The 18,468-nt window shown below is 69.0% G+C and carries 17 protein-coding genes; 2 read left to right on the top strand and 15 right to left on the bottom strand.

What is annotated here, in order from left to right:
* Positions 1-81 precede the first annotated feature (81 nt).
* The 12 genes from QZ709_RS06640 to QZ709_RS06585 all read right to left on the bottom strand — a co-directional run bounded on the left by QZ709_RS06640 (position 82) and on the right by QZ709_RS06585 (position 12,125).
* A complete protein-coding gene (locus QZ709_RS06640; protein ID WP_294636473.1) occupies positions 82-918 on the bottom strand; it encodes a DUF481 domain-containing protein in 837 nt (278 codons plus the stop codon).
* A 98-nt stretch (positions 919-1,016) separates the two neighbouring features.
* Positions 1,017-1,460 carry a cyanase gene (gene cynS / locus QZ709_RS06635; RefSeq protein ID WP_294636472.1) on the bottom strand — a complete coding sequence of 148 codons (444 nt, stop codon included), beginning with the start codon at positions 1,458-1,460 and terminating at the stop codon, positions 1,017-1,019.
* Positions 1,461-1,526: 66 nt separating this feature from the next.
* Positions 1,527-1,952 (bottom strand): nuclear transport factor 2 family protein, encoded by a 426-nt coding sequence (locus tag QZ709_RS06630; protein ID WP_294636471.1) that lies wholly within the window; start codon positions 1,950-1,952, stop codon positions 1,527-1,529.
* 46 nt (positions 1,953-1,998) lie between these two features.
* Positions 1,999-2,886 (bottom strand): ABC transporter ATP-binding protein, encoded by an 888-nt coding sequence (locus tag QZ709_RS06625; RefSeq protein ID WP_294636470.1) that lies wholly within the window; start codon positions 2,884-2,886, stop codon positions 1,999-2,001.
* On the bottom strand, positions 2,876-3,760 hold the full coding sequence (gene ntrB, locus QZ709_RS06620) for a nitrate ABC transporter permease (protein WP_294636469.1): 885 nt from the start codon (positions 3,758-3,760) through the stop codon (positions 2,876-2,878). The genes QZ709_RS06625 and ntrB overlap by 11 nt, the downstream gene beginning before the upstream one ends.
* Positions 3,761-3,770: 10 nt before the next feature.
* The gene (locus tag QZ709_RS06615) at positions 3,771-5,183 is read right to left on the bottom strand and encodes a CmpA/NrtA family ABC transporter substrate-binding protein (RefSeq protein ID WP_294636468.1); all 1,413 of its coding nucleotides are present in this window, start codon (positions 5,181-5,183) and stop codon (positions 3,771-3,773) included.
* A 91-nt stretch (positions 5,184-5,274) separates the two neighbouring features.
* Positions 5,275-7,008: a cation:proton antiporter gene (locus tag QZ709_RS06610; RefSeq protein ID WP_294636467.1), complete on the bottom strand. Its 1,734-nt coding sequence runs from the start codon at positions 7,006-7,008 to the stop codon at positions 5,275-5,277.
* 138 nt (positions 7,009-7,146) lie between these two features.
* A complete protein-coding gene (locus QZ709_RS06605) occupies positions 7,147-8,721 on the bottom strand; it encodes a PAS domain-containing methyl-accepting chemotaxis protein (RefSeq protein WP_294636465.1) in 1,575 nt (524 codons plus the stop codon).
* 146 nt (positions 8,722-8,867) lie between these two features.
* Positions 8,868-9,521 carry a response regulator transcription factor gene (locus tag QZ709_RS06600; protein WP_294636464.1) on the bottom strand — a complete coding sequence of 218 codons (654 nt, stop codon included), beginning with the start codon at positions 9,519-9,521 and terminating at the stop codon, positions 8,868-8,870.
* Positions 9,518-10,735: a PAS domain-containing sensor histidine kinase gene (locus QZ709_RS06595; RefSeq protein ID WP_294636463.1), complete on the bottom strand. Its 1,218-nt coding sequence runs from the start codon at positions 10,733-10,735 to the stop codon at positions 9,518-9,520. Before QZ709_RS06595 ends, QZ709_RS06600 begins: the two co-directional genes overlap by 4 nt.
* Positions 10,736-10,819: 84 nt before the next feature.
* On the bottom strand, positions 10,820-11,785 hold the full coding sequence (locus tag QZ709_RS06590; RefSeq protein ID WP_294636462.1) for an alpha/beta hydrolase: 966 nt from the start codon (positions 11,783-11,785) through the stop codon (positions 10,820-10,822).
* 46 nt (positions 11,786-11,831) lie between these two features.
* Positions 11,832-12,125 carry a hypothetical protein gene (locus QZ709_RS06585; RefSeq protein ID WP_294636461.1) on the bottom strand — a complete coding sequence of 98 codons (294 nt, stop codon included), beginning with the start codon at positions 12,123-12,125 and terminating at the stop codon, positions 11,832-11,834.
* Positions 12,126-12,716: 591 nt separating this feature from the next.
* On the opposite strand from QZ709_RS06585, the gene QZ709_RS06580 reads away from it, so the two are divergent.
* Positions 12,717-13,544, top strand: a complete 828-nt coding sequence (locus tag QZ709_RS06580; protein ID WP_294636460.1) for an HDOD domain-containing protein — start codon at positions 12,717-12,719, stop codon at positions 13,542-13,544.
* 9 nt (positions 13,545-13,553) lie between these two features.
* On the opposite strand, the gene QZ709_RS06575 is transcribed toward QZ709_RS06580, so the two are convergent.
* Entirely contained in the window at positions 13,554-15,704 is a 2,151-nt protein-coding gene (locus QZ709_RS06575) for a primosomal protein N' (protein ID WP_294636459.1), read from the bottom strand.
* Positions 15,705-16,587: 883 nt separating this feature from the next.
* On the opposite strand from QZ709_RS06575, the gene QZ709_RS06570 reads away from it, so the two are divergent.
* Positions 16,588-16,800, top strand: a complete 213-nt coding sequence (locus tag QZ709_RS06570; RefSeq protein ID WP_294636457.1) for a hypothetical protein — start codon at positions 16,588-16,590, stop codon at positions 16,798-16,800.
* A gap of 76 nt (positions 16,801-16,876) precedes the next feature.
* On the opposite strand, the gene QZ709_RS06565 is transcribed toward QZ709_RS06570, so the two are convergent.
* Positions 16,877-17,407 carry an SET domain-containing protein-lysine N-methyltransferase gene (locus QZ709_RS06565; RefSeq protein WP_294636456.1) on the bottom strand — a complete coding sequence of 177 codons (531 nt, stop codon included), beginning with the start codon at positions 17,405-17,407 and terminating at the stop codon, positions 16,877-16,879.
* 28 nt (positions 17,408-17,435) lie between these two features.
* A complete protein-coding gene (locus QZ709_RS06560) occupies positions 17,436-18,302 on the bottom strand; it encodes a hypothetical protein (RefSeq protein ID WP_294636455.1) in 867 nt (288 codons plus the stop codon).
* Positions 18,303-18,468: the final 166 nt, after the last annotated feature.

Genomic DNA, 18,468 nt, shown 5'->3' with positions numbered 1-18,468 from the left:
TCGGACGCGGCCATGGAAGGAAATCACGGAGGGGCGGAGGGAGGCACGCATTATGCGCCCGCCGCCTCTCGGCGCATAGGCTCACTGGCCGATCTTCAGGGATATGCCGGTGAACAGCGAGACGTCGTTGCGCTTCTGTCCAGCCGCCACGCGGCTGTTGTAGGTGTCTGTGACGCCCACCGTCAAGGCCAGCGCCCGCGACATGGAAACACTGAGCGAGGCGTTGAAACGCATCAGCTGGGCTTTTTCCCCGGTCAGCCCCGGGTAGTACTCCAGGCGCTGCTTGAAGAAGGTGTTCTCGGTCAGCTGGTGGCTGGTTTCCTCGCCCAGCAGCAGGCCGGTGGTGCGGAAGCGCCGGGCAGTCTCGTCGCCGATGGTCTTGTCGATGTCGTAGCGGTCGTCGGTGTGGCTCAGACCGGCAAAGATGTCGACCGTGTCGGCATCGCTGCGCAGCAGGTGGCGACCGAAACCCGCGGCCACCTGGGTGCGCAGCGCCAGGCCCGTCACACGGTCGCGCTCCAGCCCCAGCTTGCCGAAACCGAACATCACCAGCGAGATGTCGCGGTTGTGCTGGGCCGAGGTCACCCACTTGCCGGCGCTGGTGCGCGAGCGGCCATCGACCTTGTTCTTGCCTTCGTTGACCTGGGCCACCAGCGTGGTCTTGGTGGTTTCGGTGGTGCGCGCCACATCGAGGTTGAGCAGCAGCGCCTGGGTGCTGCTGTTGCCCTCCGTGGCCGCCAGCGACGCGCCCGCCACGCCCTTCCAGTAGCCTTCGGCTTCTTCCGGCTGGGCCCGCACCGGGGCGGGCAGCGGCATGGCGAGGGCCAGGGGAGGCAGGGTCTGGGCCCGGGCCGATGCGGCCAGGGTGACGGCCTGGAAGAGGGCGAGCAAGGGGACGACACAGCGGCGGGCTGTCATGAAACGGGGCTCCTTCAGGTCCTGGACGTTCGGATGACGACCAAGGATTGTCGTAGCAGCGATCCGACACCCGGCGCACGGCGCCGAAGCCCCTGTCGTCAGTACGTTTTGTATGGCAGAAATTTACCCGACATGACGATCTGGACACGGTCTCCGGCCGGGTTGGCTTCACGCTGCAGGTCCATCTTGAAATCGATGGCGCTCATGATGCCGTCACCGAACTCTTCATGGATCAGCGCCTTGAAGGTGGTGCCGTACACGCTGATGAGCTCGTAGAAGCGGTAGATCAGCGGGTCGGTGGGCACGCTGGTGGGCAGCGAGCCCTTGTAGGGCACTTCCTGCAGCCACAGGCGGGCCTCTTCGGGCAGGTCGAACACGTCGCCGATGATGGCGGCCTGCTCGGCGGTCAGCGTCATCTGGCCCAGGCAGGCGGCGGTCACCCACTCCTTGCTCAGGCCCACCTTGGTGGCCACGTCGGCCCACTTGAGGCCCTTCTTCACTTTGGCCTGGACGATCAGGTCGGTCACGTCTTCGCGGTTCATGTCGGCTCCTTCAGCAGTGTCGGACGGGGGAAAAGGGATGGGGGTCAGGACAGGGTGGCCACGCCATCAGCGGAACTGGCGTTCGGCCTCGGTGATGGCCACGTCGTTGATGCTGGCCTCGCGGCGGGCCATGAGGCCGCGCTCGTCAAAGGTCCAGTTCTCGTTGCCGTAGGCGCGCCACCACTGGCCGCTGTCGTCGTGGTACTCGTATTCGAAGCACACGGCGATGCGGTTGCCTTCGAAGGCGAACAGGCGCTTCTTGAGGCGGTACTGGTGCTCGCGCGCCCACTTGCGTTTCAGGAAGGCCTTGATGGCCTCGCGGCCCTGGAAGAACTCGCTGCGGTTGCGCCACCAGCTGTCCTCGGTGTAGGCCAGCGCGCAGCGCTCGGGGTCCCGGCTGTTCCAGGCGTCTTCGGCCATCTGCACTTTCAGGCGGGCCGTGTCTTCGGTGAAAGGGGGCAGCGGGGGACGGGTGAAGGGGGTCTCGCTCATGGGGGGGTCACTCATCAGAAGGACACGTCAGTGGCATCCGGCGCGCTCAGGCACACAGGCCGGCAGGCTGGGTGTCGGGCGGAAATGCAGAGGGTGTGGCGGCCAGGCCGGGGCGCACCTCCGGCGGGTGGGCCGGCGCGCGGCCGTGGCTCAGGTCCTTGGCGCGGTCCACCAGGAAGTCGACCAGGTGGTTGCGCAGCGGGTAGTACTGCGGGTCGTGGTGCAGGCCGGCGCGGGTGCGGTCGCGCGGCAGGGTGTTCACCACGATCTCGGCCACACGGGCGCGCGGACCGTTGCTCATCAGCAGGATCTTGTCGGCCAGCAGGATGGCCTCGTCCACATCGTGCGTGATCATGAACACGGTCTGCTGCGTGGCCGCGCAGATGCGCAGCAACTCGTCCTGGATGGTGCCGCGCGTGAGTGCATCCAGCGCGCCGAAGGGCTCGTCGAGCAGCAGCATCTTGGGCTCGATGGCAAACGCCCGCGCGATGCCGACGCGCTGCTTCATGCCACCGGACAGCTGCGACGGCTTCTTGTCGATGGCATGGGCCAGGCCCACGAGCTGCACGTACTTCTCGACCTGGGCCTGCACCTCGGCGCGGCCCTTGTCAGGCCACTTCGAGCGCACGGCGAACGCGATGTTCTCGCGCACCGTGAGCCAGGGCATCAGCGCATGGCCCTGGAAGACCACGCCGCGCTCCAGCCCCGGCGCATTGACCTCGCGGCCGTCCATGAAGACGTGGCCGTCGGAGGCCTGCTCGAGCCCGGCCAGCGCGTTGAGGATGGTGGTCTTGCCGCAGCCCGAGTGGCCGATGATGCAGACGAACTCGCCGCGCTGGATGCCGAAGTTCACGCTGTCGAACACGGGTTCGGCCGCGCCGGGGTAGGCCTTGCCCAGGCCTTCGACCTGGAGGTAGGGGCGCTCAGTCGACATAGCTCACCGCCTTTTGCAGTCGGCCGAAGGCCGCGTCCAGCACCATGCCCACCACGCCGATCGTCAGGATGGCGAAGATCACATTGGGCAGGGAGAGGTTGTTCCACTCGTTCCACACGAAGTAGCCGATGCCGGTGCCGCCCACCAGCATCTCGGCGGCCACGATCACCAGCCAGGCGATGCCCATGCTGATGCGCATGCCGGTGAGGATGGTGGGGGCCGCGGCCGGCAGGATCACCTCGATGGCGGTGCGCCACTTCGACACCTCCAGCGTGCGGGCCACGTTGAGCCACTCCTTGCGCACGCTGGCCACACCGAAGGCCGTGTTGATCAGCATCGGCCAGATCGAGCAGATGAAGATCACGAAGATGCCGGAGATGGCCGAGTCCTTGATCGTGTAGAGCGCCAGCGGCATCCACGCCAGCGGCGAGATGGGCTTGAGCACCTGGATGAAGGGATCGAGCGCACGGTAGACCAGCGGCGACATGCCGATCAGAAAGCCCAGCGGGATGGCGATGGCCGCGGCAATCAGGTAGCCCAGCCCGACCCGGCCCAGCGAGTGCGCCAGCTGGATGCCGATGCCCTTGTCGTTGGGCCCGTTGTCATAGAAGGGGTCGCTCAGGTTCTGAGCGATCACCTCGCCCATCTGGTGCAGCGTGGGGAACGACGACCCGCCACTGCCGCCACTGGCTTCGGCGGCCGGGTCCTTGCCCATGAGCTTGAGGTACTCGATGCGCTCGGGCGTGAGCGTGACGGTGCTGACCTTGGGCAGCGTGGCCACGTGCCAGATGCCCAGCAGCACCGCCAGGATGAGCACCGACAGCACGGTGGATTTGGCGCGTTCGCCTCGCCACCACGGCAGGGATCGTGACATGGCGGGGCCCTCAGGTGCGCTTGATGGCGAAGCTGTTGATGTAGGCGTCGGGCTTGGCCGGATCGAACGCCTTGCCCATGACCTTGAAGCCGGGGTAGGCGCCGTCGGGCGCCGTTTCGCCCAAGGCCTTCATCTGCTTCTTGGCGTCGGTCAACAGGAAGACCTGCTCGGCCAGCTGCTTGTAGTTCACGTCGCCCTTGACGTAGCCCCAGCGCTTCATCTGGGTGAGCATCCACACGGCCATCGACTGCCACGGGATGGGGTTGAAGTCGGCCCGGTCGGGCACGTTGCGGACGTTGCCCAGGCCGTCGGCGAACCTGCCCGTGAGCACCTGGGTCAGCACGGCCTCGGGCTGGTTGAGGTATTCCTTGGGCGCAATCACCTTGGCGATCAGCTCGCGGTTCTTGGCCTGGCGGGCCATGGCGGCGGCCGTGAGCACCGCGCGGTACAGCGCGGCGAAGGTGTTGGGGTTCTGCTGGATGAACTCGGCACGGGTGCCGAAAGCGCAGCACGGGTGGCCATCCCACAGCTCTTTCGTCAGCAGGTGGATGAAGCCGACCTCGTCGTACACGGCACGCTGGTTGAACGGATCGGGGCCCAGGTAGCCGTCGATGTTGCCGGCGCGCAGGTTGGCCACCATCTCGGGCGGCGGCACCACGCGGATCTGGATGTCCTTGTCCGGATCGAGCCCGTGCTCGGCCACGTAGTAACGCAGCAGGAAGTTGTGCATGGAGTACTCGAAGGGCACGGCAAACTTGAAGCCCTTCCAGTCCTTGGGGTCGCGCTTGTCCTTGTGCTTGACGTGCAGCGTGATGGCCTGGCCGTTGGTGTTCTGGATGGTGGCCACGTGCATGGGCTTGGCGGTAGAGCCCAGGCCCATGGTGATGGACAGCGGCATCGGCGACAGGAAGTGCGTGGCGTCGTACTCCTTGTTGAGCATCTTATCGCGGATCAGCGCCCAGCCGGCCGTCTTGACCACCTGCACGTCCAGCCCCTGCTTCTTGTAGAAGCCCAGCGGGTGGGCCATGATCAGCGGCGTGGCGCAGGTGATGGGGATGAAGCCGATCTTGAGTTCCTTCTTCTCGAGCGGCGCGGCCTCCTGGGCCATGGCCTGCAGGCTGGCGGTGGGCAGCACGCTCGAGAGCGCGGCCATGGCCGTGCCCTTGCCGACGGCGCGCAGGAAACGGCGGCGCACGGCATCCTGCGGGAACAGGGCCTTCATCAGGCTGGCTTCGATGAACTCGCGCGAGTGCTGCTCGAAGTCCTCGCTTTCGCTGCGCGCCTGCAGCGTCTGCACGGCGGCATCGCGACCGGCCTGGGCGGCCATCGCGGCCTCGTGTTCTGCGGGACTGTGGGCGCCGCCGCAGGCGCAGTGCAGGCGCAGCGGACGGTCGGCGTCGAACGGATCGAAGTAGCGGGACATCGGGGCTCCTTGCGGTCAGCGATGTGCCACTGTAGAAAGCGGGCCGGTCGGGCGCCATCACGGCGCCCGTGATTTCCCTGTAGGGCTGGCCCTACATGGCCTTGCGGGCGCCGCGCTCCAGGTCAATCGTGTGGGTCACGGCCGCTTCGGGTACACCCAGCGCCTGCAACGCCGATGCCGTCAGCTGCAGACCGGCTTCCACGGCCTCGGGCACGACGACGGTGGCGCCCGCCTCGAGCAGCTCGCGCGCGTGGTCTTCATCGCGGCTGCGGGCCACCACCGGCACGTGCGGGCAGGCACTGCGCAAGGCCTGCACCGCATGCAGTGCGGCGGCTGGCTGGTCCATCGTGACCATGACGACGGCGGCCCGGTCGACATGCAGCTTCTGCAGCATTTCGGGGCGGGCCGCGTTGCCGTAGTACACCGGCCGCCCCTCGCCGCGCCATTGCGCCACGCGGGCCGCGTCGTGCTCGACCGCAATCCAGGGCACCCCCTGGCGGCTCAGCACATCCCCGGCCAGGCGGCCCACCCGGCCGAAGCCCGCGATGACGACATGGCCGTGCGACACCTGGGCCTCGTCGACAACGGTGGTGTCGCGCGGGCCACGCAGACGGGCGTCCAGCGCCTCACCGGCCATGGCGCCCCAGCGCGCCAGCATCGGGGTCACGAACAGGCTCAGGCCCACCACCAGCAGGATGAACTGCACGGTCTGGCGGTCCATCAGGCCGGACGTGGCGGCCACGCCCACGACGATGAAGGCGAACTCGCCGCCCTGGCCCAGCAGAAAGCCGCCTTCGATCGAGCGGCCCCACGACAGTCCGCCCAGACGGAACAGCCCGGTGACGATGGCCGCCTTCAAAAAGATCAGACCGACCACCGACAGCGGCAGCCACACGGGATCACGCAGGATGGCGCGCACATCGATGCCCATGCCGACCGACATGAAGAACAGGCCCATCAGCAGACCCTTGAAGGGCTCGATGGTCACTTCGACCTCGTGTCGGAACTCGGTTTCGGCCAGCAGCAGGCCGGCCAGGAAGGCGCCCAGGGCCATCGACAGGCCCGCCGCAGCGGTGAGACCCGCCATGCTCATGCTGATCAGCAGCGTGAGCGCCATGAAGACCTCGGGCTGGCGCTGCTGGGCGAATGCGCGGAACAAGGGCTGGATCAGCCGGCGGCCGAACACCCCAATCAGGCCGACCACCAGCACCGACTTCAGCACCGTCAGTCCCACGGCCGTGCCCACGTCGTCGCCCGCGCCGCGCGGGCCCAGCAGGTCGATGAGGATGAGCACCGGCACGACGGCCAGGTCCTGCAGCATCAGCACCGAGAACGTGGCCTGACCCAGCGGGGTGCCGAGTGCCTGTCGCTGCGTGAGCAGCTGCACCACCACCGCGGTGGACGACAGCGCCAGCACCAGGCCCAGCACGAGCGCGTTCGGCCAGCGGTTGCCGAAGGCCCACGCGAGCAGCCCGATGCAGGCCGCACTCAGCAGCACCTGCGCGGTGCCGGCACCGAACACCCATTTGCGCAGCGCCCACAGGCGTTCGGCCGACAGCTCCAGGCCGATCATGAACATCAGGAAGATCACCCCCAGTTCGGCCAGCTGTTCCACCCCCTCCGTCTCATGGAAAGTGATGTGGGCCAGCCAGGGAAAGGTGTCGATCCACAGCGCGAGGCCATGGGCCCCAAGCAGCACCCCGACCGCCAGGAAGCCCACGATCTGGTTGATCCGCAGGCGTTGCAGCAGCGGGATCAGGATGCCGGACAGGGTGAGAAACACCAGCGCTTCGCGCAGAAACGGCAGGGTGTGGGATTCGGACAAGAGCGGGGTCTCCTCGGCATGCGAACGGGTTTCGGAGGGCTGGCCTCCACGTTCCGAGCATAGCCTCAGTGCCGCGTCGGGGGTCCGAGGAGGAGCGCCTCCCGGCCGCCGCTTCTTCGCACGCCCGCCGAGGGGGTATCAGCGGCGGGCCACGGCCGTGCACCCGGCTCGGGCGAACACGCCGATGGCGTCGCCCAGCCGCCCAGCGCGGTCCTGCAGATCAGCGGCACTGTCGGCAGCCCGCTCCACCAGTGCGGCGTTCTGCTGGGTCATCTGCTCGAGCTGCGAGACCGCTTCGCAGACCTGGGCCACGCCGGCCGACTGCTCGGAGGTGGCTTCGCTGATGTCGTGGATGAGCGCAGTCACCTCGCGCACCTGGGCCACGATGGACTCCATGGTGCGACCGGCCGTGTCCACCAGGGTGGCGCCGTCCTGCACCTTCTGCACGCTGTCGTGGATGAGGCTCTTGATCTCGCGGGCGGCATCGGCACTGCGCTTGGCCAGGCTGCGCACCTCGCTGGCCACGACGGCAAAGCCGCGGCCCTGGTCGCCCGCGCGGGCCGCTTCGACGGCGGCATTCAGCGCGAGGATGTTGGTCTGGAAGGCAATGCCGTCGATGACGCCGATGATGTCGGCAATCTGTCGGCTGGACGACGAGATGGTGCTCATGGTGTTCACCACCTCGCCGACCACCTTGCCACCCTGGCCCGCAGCCACGCTCGCCAGCCCGGCCAGCTCGGCGGCCTGACGGGCGGTGTCGGCATTGGCGCGCACATTGGCGGTGATCTGCTCCATCGAGGCGGCGGTTTCCTCGAGGTTGACGGAGGTCTGCTCGGTACGGGCGCTGAGGGCATCGTTGCCCTCGCTGATCTGCCCGCTGGTGCCCCCGACCCCCTGCACCTGCTCCGCCACGTCGTCGACCAGCGAGCGCAGGTTCAAACCCGCCTGGTTGACGGAACGCAGGATGGTGCCAATCTCGTCGACGCGGTCGAGGTTGACGTTCTGTCCCGGCTGGCCCGCCGCCACGCTGAGCGCCTGCCGCTCCAGCAGGCCAAGCGGCGCCGCAATCTGGCGCTCCAGCCACCATGCGGAGGCGCCGCCCAGCGCCAGCAGCACCCCGGCCATGGCGGCCAGCGCCGGCCCCTGCAGTCCCAGCAAGGCGGCCGCCGTCAGCGCCAGCACCCCCGACACGAGCACCGGCGCCAGCAAGCGGGCGCGCACGCGCAGCGTCTGCAGGCAGGAAGCCCAGCGCCACAGGCCCGTGCGCACCACCAGCCCCTGATGAAAGCCCAGCGCCCCCTGCTTCTGCTCGCGGAAGCGCCGGTACAGCGCCTCGGTGGCCGCCACCTCATCGCGCCCGGGCTTGGTGCGGACCGACATGTAGCCCACCACCCGGCCATTGCGCATCATCGGCGTCACGTTGGCCCGCACCCAGTAGTGGTCGCCGTCCTTGCGGCGGTTCTTGACCAGCGCCGTCCAGGAACGCCCTTTCTTCAGCGTGGCCCACATGTCGGCGAAGGCCTCCACCGGCATGTCCGGGTGGCGCACGACGTTGTGAGGCTGACCCAGCAGTTCCTCGCGCTCGAACCCGCTGACGGCCAGGAAGGCGGCATTGGCGTACGTCACCCGGCTGTCGGCATCGGTCGTGGACAGCAGGGTGGCGTCGGCCGGGTAGTCGTGTTCGCGCTGGGTGACAGGCAGGTTGTGACGCATGGGAGGCTCTCGAAGGGGGAGGTCAGAACCGGCTGAGGTTTTCCGGTCATTCGGCGCCGAGATACTCCCATAACGCGTATCGAAATGTAATTAACCCATCTCGTTATCCTGGGCAGCTCCCGTGAACAATGCCACGGCGCCTGGGTTCAGACCGCGACGAGGCGCTGGCGCACGGCATACAGCGCCAGCTCGACGTCGTTGCGCGTGCCGGTCTTTTCCAGGATGCGCGCCCGGTAGGTCGAGACGGTGTTGGGCGACAGGCTCAGGACCTGTGCGATCTGGCTGACCGACTGCCCCTCGGCCAGCAGCCGAAAGACCTGGTGCTCGCGCTGTGACAGGGCCTCGTGGCCGGGGCGCTCGCGCAGTTCGTGCAGCGACACCGCCATGGCTTCGGCCGCCGCCGCCGTCAGGTACACACCGCCCGCCGCCGCCTTGCGCAGGGCCGCGGTCAGTTCGTCGGGGTCGGCTGTCTTGTTCAGATAGCCGGCCGCGCCGGCACGCAGGCAGCGCACGGCAAACTGCTTGTCGGGGTAGGTGCTGAGCATCAGCACGGCAAGCCTGGGGTGTTCGGCCTTGAGCTGGCGCAGCACGTCCAGCCCGTCGCGGCCGGGCAGCGCGATGTCCAGGAGCACCACGTCCAGGCCGCCCCCGCCCTCGGCCAGCCGCGCGCGCACCTGCTGCACCGCATCGCCGGCATCCATCGCTTCGCCCACCACGTCGATGTCGGCCACATCGGCGAGCAGCTGGCGCAGCCCGCGGCGCACCACGAGGTGGTCGTCGACCAGCAGCACGCGGATCATGCGGCGCGCTCCTGAGGCAGGCGGCTGTGGGCGCCGGCCTGGTACAGCGGCATGCTGAGGATCACCTGCGTGCCCTGGCCTGGCTGGCTGTCGATGTGCAGCCAGCCTCCGAAGTGGCCCGCGCGCTCGCGCATGCCCATCACGCCCCAGGCATCGGGCCGCTCGAAGGCGCTGGGCGGGGCGCCGCGGCCGTTGTCCTTCACCCGCAGCGTCAGGTCGCTGGCGGTGGCGCTGATGCGCACCTCCACCCGCGTGGCGCGCGCATGCCGTGCCACGTTGCTGAGCAGCTCCTGGAAGATGCGGAACACGGCCGTGGCCAGCGGGCCGCCCGGGTCTCTCAGGCCGGGGGCGATGTCGATGGCCCAGTCGCACGTGAGCTCGCTGTTGTCGATGAAGTCCTGCAGCTGCCACTCCAGCGTCGCCCACAGGCCCTGGTGATCCAGGATGGAGGGGCGCAGGTCGGTGATGATGCGGCCGACGTTGTCCACGGCGCGGTCGATGAGCCCGCGCATGTCCTGGCACTTGCAGCGCAGGGTGGGCTGGTCCAGCACGCGCTTTTCCATCCAACTCACGTCCATCTTCAGCCCCACCAGCAGGCTGCCGAGTTCGTCGTGGATCTCGCGGGCGATGCGGATGCGCTCCTGCTCGCGCACGTGCTCGATGTGGGCCTGCAGGTCCCGCAGCTGGCCCAGGGCCTGGCTCAGGGCCTGGGTGCGCTCGGCCACGCGGTGCTCCAGTTCGTCACGCGCCTGGCGGATCAGGTCCTGCTGCTGCTTGCGCTCGGTGATGTCGACAAAGGTGACCACCGCGCCCAGCACCTGCCCGCCATCCAGGATGGGATAGGACGAGTACTCGGCCGGGAATGCGCGGCCGTCACGCCGCCACAGCACCTCGGTGTCGATGCGGCACGGCACGCCGGCCCGGAAGGCGTTGTAGATCGGGCAGTCATCGACCGGGTAGCCGCGACCGTCGGCATGGGTGTGGTGCGCCAGGTCGTGCATGTTGCGGCCCAGCACCTCGTGCGGCTCGTAGCCCAGCATGCGGGCGCCTGCGCGGTTGATGAAGGTGCACAGGCCATCCATGTCGATGCCATAGACGCCCTCGCCGGTCGATTCCAGCAGCAGGCCCAGCCGGTCGCGCCAGACGGCGGCGGCCCGGGAGGCGTCGGCCCCGGCAGCGGCGGGCCCCGAGAGGGGGTGAGGAGGGGTGCTCATGGTGCCAGGGGCGTTCGCAAGGCCCATGCCACCACGAGGCCGCCCGGCCCACAGGAAAACCCGCAGAACCGAGCCCCCGGCCCCTCAAATCGCGAAGGCCTGGCGCACCGCGGCGGCCAGTTCGGCGTGGGCTTGGCCGGCTTCGGGGATGAAACGCCCCATGTTGATGAAATCGTGCAGCACCCCGGGCCACACACGCACCTGAACGGGTACGCCCGCCGAACGCAGCCGGTCGGCGTACAGCTGGCCCTCGTCGGTCAAGGGGTCGCATTCGGCCAGCCCGATCCAGGCCGGCGCCACGCCCGTGTGATCCGGCGCGAACAGGGGCTCGCGGAACCAGGCCTGATCGGGCGGCAGGGGCGCGGCCGACTGGGCCTGGAACCAGGCCATCAGCTCGGCCGACAGCGGGGTGTCACGCGACCAGGTCTTGAACGACTCGGTGGCCTGGCGCGCCTGCACCGTGGGGTAGAAGAGCGCCTGCAGCCGCAGCGGGATGCCGGCATCGCGCGCCATGAGGGCGGTCGATGCCGCCAGGCACCCGCCGGCGCTGTCGCCCGCCACGGCCATGCGGCGCGTGTCCAGACCCAGCGTGTGACCGTGGTCTGCCAGCCAGCGCAGCGCAGCCATGCTGTCTTCCAGGGCGGCCGGGAAGCGGTGCTCGGGCGCCAGCCGGTAGTCGATGGCGACCACGGCCACGTCGGCCAGCTGCGCCACGCGGCGGCACATGGCCTCGCAGGTGTCGAGGCCGCCGATCACGAAGCCCCCGCCGTGCAGGTACAGCAGCACGGGCAGCCCCGCTTCGGTGCGCGGGGCCCACAGCATCGCCGGGATCTGGCCCGCAGGGCCGGGGATGCCGAGCCGCTCGACCCGACCCAACGCCGGGCCGGGCTCGCTCATGGCGCCCACGCCCGCGGCATAGGCCTGCCGCGCGGCCGCCAGAGGGAGGGTGTGGAGGGGCGGCAGGCCGGCGCGGCGGATGTTGTCCAGCAGGGCACGGGTCAGGGGGCTGAAGCGGTCGGAGGGCGACATCGAAACGCAGGAGGTGGGCAAGGGGCATCCTGTGCGGTGGCACAGGATGGACGGTCGTCGGCCGCGGTCAGGGCAGGCTGATGCGGATTTCCAGCACGCCGCTGTCGTCGCGATCGACGGAGCGGGTCGACAGCGTACCAGCCTGCTGGGCTTCGGTGCGCTGGCCGCTTCGCGCCACCACCGTCCATTCGCCCAGGGGCACGAGCAGGGTCGAGGCCACCTCGGTGCGCCGGCTGACGCCATCCGGCTCGTAGGCCTGCCCTGCGCGGGCCGAACTCGCCTGGAAGGCCACGCGCACCGGCGCACGGCCGCCCGGCCAGCTGGGCTGCACGCTGAGCCCTTGGCCCAGGTCCAGGAACACCGGCGCCGCCGCTGCCCCAGTCCCACTGCCACACGGTGTAGGGCCGGCTTTCGCCGACGAACAGGCGCGCCTGCCCGCCATTGAGCACCAGCATCTGCTGCTGCCCTTGCTCCCGCGTGCGGGTCTGCACGCTGCCGCCCCCGATGGTCACCGTCGTCTCCGAGCGCCGGGTGGTGGACACGGTGTAGCCACCCTGCGGCCCCGGGCTGGTGGTCGTGATGCTCACCCCGGCACCGGCCCGGTTGTCCGCCACCTGGCCGGCCACCCGCCACTCGATCAGCAGATTGCGCTGGGGCAGGGCTTCGGCGCGCACGCCGCCGGTGGCGCCCAGCGCCATGAACGTGGCGGTCAGCGCCCCGATCCAGACGGGGAGGACGGGCTTCAGAAGGCTCGACAAGGTCATGACGCGTTCCTCGAGAACTGGACCACCGCAAGGGGCTTTCTTGCGTCTTCCGAAAAACTGTGACGCGCGAAGCTCAAGACCCGGCCGCTGGTGGTCGATATCTGGTCAATCTGCCACAGACCGGGCGCCCCTGCCGGGAAGTCGGTCGGCGGTGCCCTATGTGTCTTTCGAGATGGAGGCTCGCACACATGCAGCTCGAAGCCCTTTTCAAACAGCCCCAGGCCCTGCCGGCCGTCCCCAAGATCGTTCACGAGTTGATCGACAGCTTCAACAGCGACGACATCTCGATCGACGAGATCGCGCGCAAGCTGGCCGCCGACCCGGTGCTGTCGGCACGGCTGCTGCGCCTGGCCAACTCGGCCTACTACCACGTGTCGCGCAGCATCGGCACGGTCAACGAGGCGCTGGCCATGCTGGGCTTCGTCACGGTGCGCACGCTGGTGATCAGTTCGGGCCTGACGGGGGGCTACAAGTCGATGCCCGGCATGGACCTCAAGCGATTCTGGCGCTACAGCCTGCACACGGCCGCCGTCGGTGGCTGGCTGGCGCGCAAGGCGAATGTCAACAGCGACCAGGCCTTCACGGTGTGCCTGATGCACAGCATCGGTGAGCTGGTGATGCATGCCGGCATGCCGGAACAGATGCTGCAGCTGGACAAGATCGCCTCGCCGATGGACCCGCGCCGCATGGACATGGAGCGCACCTCGTTCGGCTACACCTACGCCGACGTGGGCGCCGAGTTGGCGCGGCTGTGGCGCTTCCCGACGGCGTTCGCCGATGCGATCCAGCACTTCCCGGAGCCGCTGGCGCATGCCCCGTTCGACCCGGTGGCCGCGCTGGTGCACGTGTCGGCCTGGCGTGCCCGCTCGGAGCACAACGAGCTGAGCCCCGAAGAACTGGCCGCCACGGTGCCGACCGCGGTGCTGGAGCGCATGGGCCTGAAGGCCGACCTGATGCTGACCGAGATGCCGCCGCTGGCAGAACTGGCCGAGGGCCTTGACTGCCTGATCAGCTGAGGCCTTCGCTCAGATCGACAGCGGGTCCACGTCCACCGCCCAGCGGATCAGACCGCTGCGGCGGTGTTGCTGCGCCTGGGCCAGCCACACCGGCTGCGCCGCGACCAGAAAGCGCTGCAGCGCCAGCCGCTGGGGTGATTCGATCATCATCTGCGCGCGCTCGACGTTGGCCACCCGCTGCACCGGGGTGGGCACCGGCGGATACAGGCGCACGGCCTCGTCCGCGTCGGTCTGCACGGCGCGCGCGGCCTCCAGCAGAAAGGCCTGTGCCGCCTCCTGCGTGCGGGCTTCGGCCCGCAGCATGGCGAGGCTGGCGTAGGGCGGCAGGCCCGCCATCTCGCGCTCCTTGAGCTGCTGGCGCGCAAAGTCGGCGTAGTCGTAGCGCCGCAGCGCCTGATAGAGCGGGTGCAGGGGGTGCCAGGTCTGCACCCACATCTCGCTGCGCCCCGCCACATCGGCGTCCCGCCCGGCCCGCCCGGCGGCCTGCAGCAGCAGCGCGAACTGGCGCTCGGCCGCGCGGAAATCGCTCGCGAACAGCGCCGAATCGGGATTGACCGCCGCCACCAGCGTGATGCGCCGGAAATCGTGCCCCTTGGCCACCATCTGCGTGCCCACCAGCACGTCGACCTCGCCCGCGTGCACGCTGGCCAGCTGCGCCTCCAGCGCGCCCTTGTGCCTGGTCACGTCGGCGTCGATGCGGCCCAGGCGGGCACCGGGCAGGGCCTCGGCCAGCTGCTCTTCCAGCCGTTCGGTGCCACGGCCCACGGGCGCGATGTCCTGGTTGCCGCAATCCGGGCAGGCCCGCGGCACCCGCTCGGTGAAGCCGCAATGGTGGCAGCGCAGCGTGCGGTCGACCTTGTGGAACACCCGCCAGGCGCTGCAGTGCGGGCAGCCGCTCTTCCAGCCGCAGTCGCAGCAATGCAGCACCGGCGCGTAGCCCCGGCGGTTCAGCAGCACGAGGCTCTGCTCGCCGCGTTCGACGCGCTCGGTGATGGCGGCCAGCAACTCGGCCGCCAGCGGCGGCGCGCTTTCGCCGCGAGGCGGCTTGGGTGCGCGAGACAGGTCCAGCACCCGCACCACGGGCATGTTGCCGTCGCCCACCCGCGCCGGCATGGCCAGGCGCCGGTAGCGACCGGTGCCCCCCTCATCGGCAGGCAGCGCGTTGAACCAGCTCTCCAGGCTGGGCGTGGCCGAGCCCAGGATCACCGGCACCTTCTGCAGGTGCCCGCGGTACACCGCCAGATCCCGGGCCGAATAGCGGGCGCCGTCCTGCTGCTTGTAGCTGGGGTCGTGCTCCTCATCGACCACGATCAGGCCCAGGCGGGGCAGCGGTGTGAACACAGCGAGCCGGGTGCCCAGCACCAGATCCGCGTGGCCGTAGTGCGCCATCAACCAGTTGCGCAGGCGCTGCGCCGGCGTCAGGCCGCTGTGCAGCGACACGATGCGCCGGTCGGCGAACCGGGCCGCCACGCGGGCTTCCAGCTGCGGCGTGAGGTTGATCTCGGGGACCATCATCAGCACCTGCTGCCCGGCATCGAGCGCCCGCTCGGCCTGGCGCAGGTAGACCTCGGTCTTGCCGCTGCCGGTGCTGCCCCACAGCAGGAAGGGCTTGAGCTGCCCGGCCTCGCTCAGGGCGGCCAGCGCCGCGTCCTGCTGGGGTGTCAGGTCGGGGCGCGCGGCCCCGGCGGCGTTCGGGTCGTGGGCCGCCACGGCCTTGTGCAGGCGCTTCTCGCGACGGGCCCACTGGGTGGCATCCAGCTGGCGCAGTTCAGGAGGCAGCACCATCAGGGCCATTTCGCCCAGCGCGCGCTGGTAGTAGCCGGCTGCAAACGACACCACCTGTCGCCATGCCGCAGGCAAGGGGGGCAGACCGTCGAGCACCTCGGTGATGGGCTTGAGCTGGTCGTCTCGCAAGGCGGACACGCTGCCATCCGGCACGGCGATCTCATCCCACACCACCCCGAGCACCACCCGGCGGCCCAGCGGCACGCGCACCAGCGTGCCGGGCGGCAAGGCCTGCGGTGCGAGGTAGTCCAGCGGGCTGGTCAGGCCGCTGTGCTGCGGCGTCTCGACCACCACAGCCACGCGCGCACCCGGGGCCGCCCCATCGGCGGCCAGCAAGACGTCCCCGACGTGTCTCTGTTTTTCTGACAAGGGCATGAAAAAGAATCGGCAAGTGCTTGATCCAGAAGGACCGCGCCCTTATCCCCGACGCCTGTGGATAACTTTGTGGGGAAGCGTTGTAAACGCACGCTAACTGCTTGTCACGCCGGGCGCTTCTCCAGATTGCCTCATCGCGCAGCATCGGGAGCACCTCTATAAGAATCAAACACTTAGCGCACGCGCCCTGGGATCATACCCGGGCTGCGCCACAGCGCGGCGCCTGCAGCGTCGCTCGTGGCGCAGTGGGGATAACTGAGAGCCCGCAAAACCGAAACAAGGGTTTTCCCTAGTTGCCCACACGATGACGGGCGCTGCCGTCAGACCGTGACGCATGCCACGGAAAATCGGACGGCCCATCGCATTCCGGACATCCCTGACCCCAGTTGCATGCCAGAGCGGATGCAATGCCGACAGAGTGCCATGCAAGTCCTTGATTCTTCGACCCTCGAAGCGCCGCCCAAACCTGTGGATAACTTTGTGGGAAAAAACGGGACGGTTCTCACGCCCGGGCCTTGTCCCAGGGTTTCCACCCACTCCACCCAGGTCAGGGATTTCCGGAAAAGCCTTTCAATATCAATCACTTGCCACGAGTTTTCGTGCATTTTGCGGGTCTTGACCGCAAGGCCGAAAGGTGGTCCCCCGCTCGCCCGAATGTGGGGATAAGTGTCTGACCGCGGACAATGCTCGTGCATCTTCCGAGGGCGCACTGCCCCTGTTTTGTGCTAGCTTGGGCGACCGGATCGGTGCAGGCCGCCCGGATGAGCGGACAGGCGACAAACAATCGTTTGAACGCGGTATGCTACTGGTTGCACACCGGCCTGTGGCGTGGACACGCTGCGCCGTGCGCCCCCTGTCAAACCCATCACTGAGAGACACAAGCATGAGCTTCTCGATCGAAACCAAACTCGGCGACCTGCTGGACAACGAAGCCACCAAGGCCATCCTGGAAAAGCACCTGCCGGGCATCTCCACCCACCCGCAGATCGGCATGGGCAAGGGTTTCGCGCTGTCGATGGTCGCGAAGTTCTCCGGTGGCCTGATCACCGAAGAGGCCCTGGCCAAGATCAACGAAGAGCTGGTCGCCCTGGGCTGATCCACCGTCTCGCTGACACCGTCTCGACCCCCTGGCATCGCAAGGTGCCGGGGGGTTTTTCATGGCGCACGCGCCGTCAGAGCCGCCCCACGCAGCGCGGGGAGCCGCACCGGCACACCAGCCGGCCGCCATGGTGCGTGGCCCCATACCGCGCCGTGAGCTCTTCCCCCGCGGCGATGTCCCGCAGGGCGTAGAAGGCCACGCGCCCTTGCTGCACCTTGAGCACCATGTTGGGCTCACAGGCGTGGTTGGCAAAGCGCAGCGGGTCGGTCGACCGGGTTGCATCCACGGCGCGGCGCTCGGAGACCGCCACCATGAAGATGCGGCCGGTGCGGCGCTCCGCCTCTCGCGCGCGAGCGCGGGCCTCGGCCATGTCGACGAACTCGCCGCGGATCTCGCCGATCTTGGCGCGCGCCGGGATGGCTGCCGTGGCGAACGCCCCCTGTCCGTCGATGGCACTGGGTCCGACGTACACCGGGTGCTTCTGCGGATCCGCCGGCGTGCCACGGACCGGGACAGCACCCGGGGCCGGCTGAGGGGCGGGTACCGGGGCATCGGCAGGGGAGGACAGAGGGCGCAGCGTGGGCATGCTGCGATTGTCGGGCATGGCCGCCCGGTGCGCAGCGCTCCGGACCTCAGCCGAGCGTGGCCTCGGGGTCGTCCCACTCCAGGATCTGCCACGCCTCGGGCTCGGTGGGGGCACCGGGCCGCACGGGCAAGGTCACGCCGGCCATCCGGGCATCCAGGCGGTGCAGCTGACATGGCAAGGCCTGGCCGTCCAGCTCGGGCAGCGTCGAGCGCTCGACCTGCCAGACGCCCTCGTGCAGGGTGCCGAAACTGATCTCGCAATCCAGCCAATCGTGTGCGCGTTCTGGCTGGGTCAGCAGGGCCTCGGTCAGGCTCAGGCCGGGCGGCATCCCGCGGGGCCAGCCCCGCTGTCGCGGCCGCACCCGCGCCAGGTAATGCCCCGCGAGCAGCAACCGGCGGCCATCGTCGCGCCCGTCAATGTCCAACCCGCCCAGGGCGACGTAGCATCCGCTCGAGCCGGGCAGGCGTTCCCACACCTCGTTGTAGTCGGCATGGATGCCGACTTCGACCAGGCGATCGGGGCGCTCGAACAGCAACCAGCCCGCATCCGGATGCAGGCTGGGTGGCTGGAAATCGGTGTGGCGCAACCAGGTGCAGACCTCGCCCGTGGGGTGGGTCTCCACGGTGGTGACGCCCGTGAAACCCTGCTGCTCGGCCAGCAGCGCGAGCTGAGCCGGCGTTTGCTGCGCCAGCGGAGCGACATGGCGGGCCTGCAGCGCCCGCTCGGGCACGCGCAGGTCGACGTGCCAGCGGCTGGTCTGCAGCCAGCGCACCCAGCTGGTCGTGTCGCTCGGGGGCGCACCGGCATGCTCGGCCAGCGTGTCGGTCTGCAGGAGCGTGCGCACCCACACCCCCCGGAGGTCATCCGGAACGGGGGCGGTGATGGGCCACGCGCGGGGTGTCGTCGCAATCATCGCGCGCACCTGTGCCGCGGAGCCGTCCCTGACCGGCCTGCCTGTCTCATCCGTGCTCGTCCCTGTGTGGTGGTCTGAGGGCGGCGGCAGATTCTGGTCGCTGTCCGTTTCGCCCAGGGATGCACTGTACAAGAGTTGCAGCGCCGACACATCGGGCTCAGCCCGA

The organism is uncultured Aquabacterium sp. (assembly GCF_913773725.1).
Classification (GTDB): domain Bacteria; phylum Pseudomonadota; class Gammaproteobacteria; order Burkholderiales; family Burkholderiaceae_C; genus Aquabacterium.
This window is presented reverse-complemented; position numbering and strand designations above follow the sequence as displayed.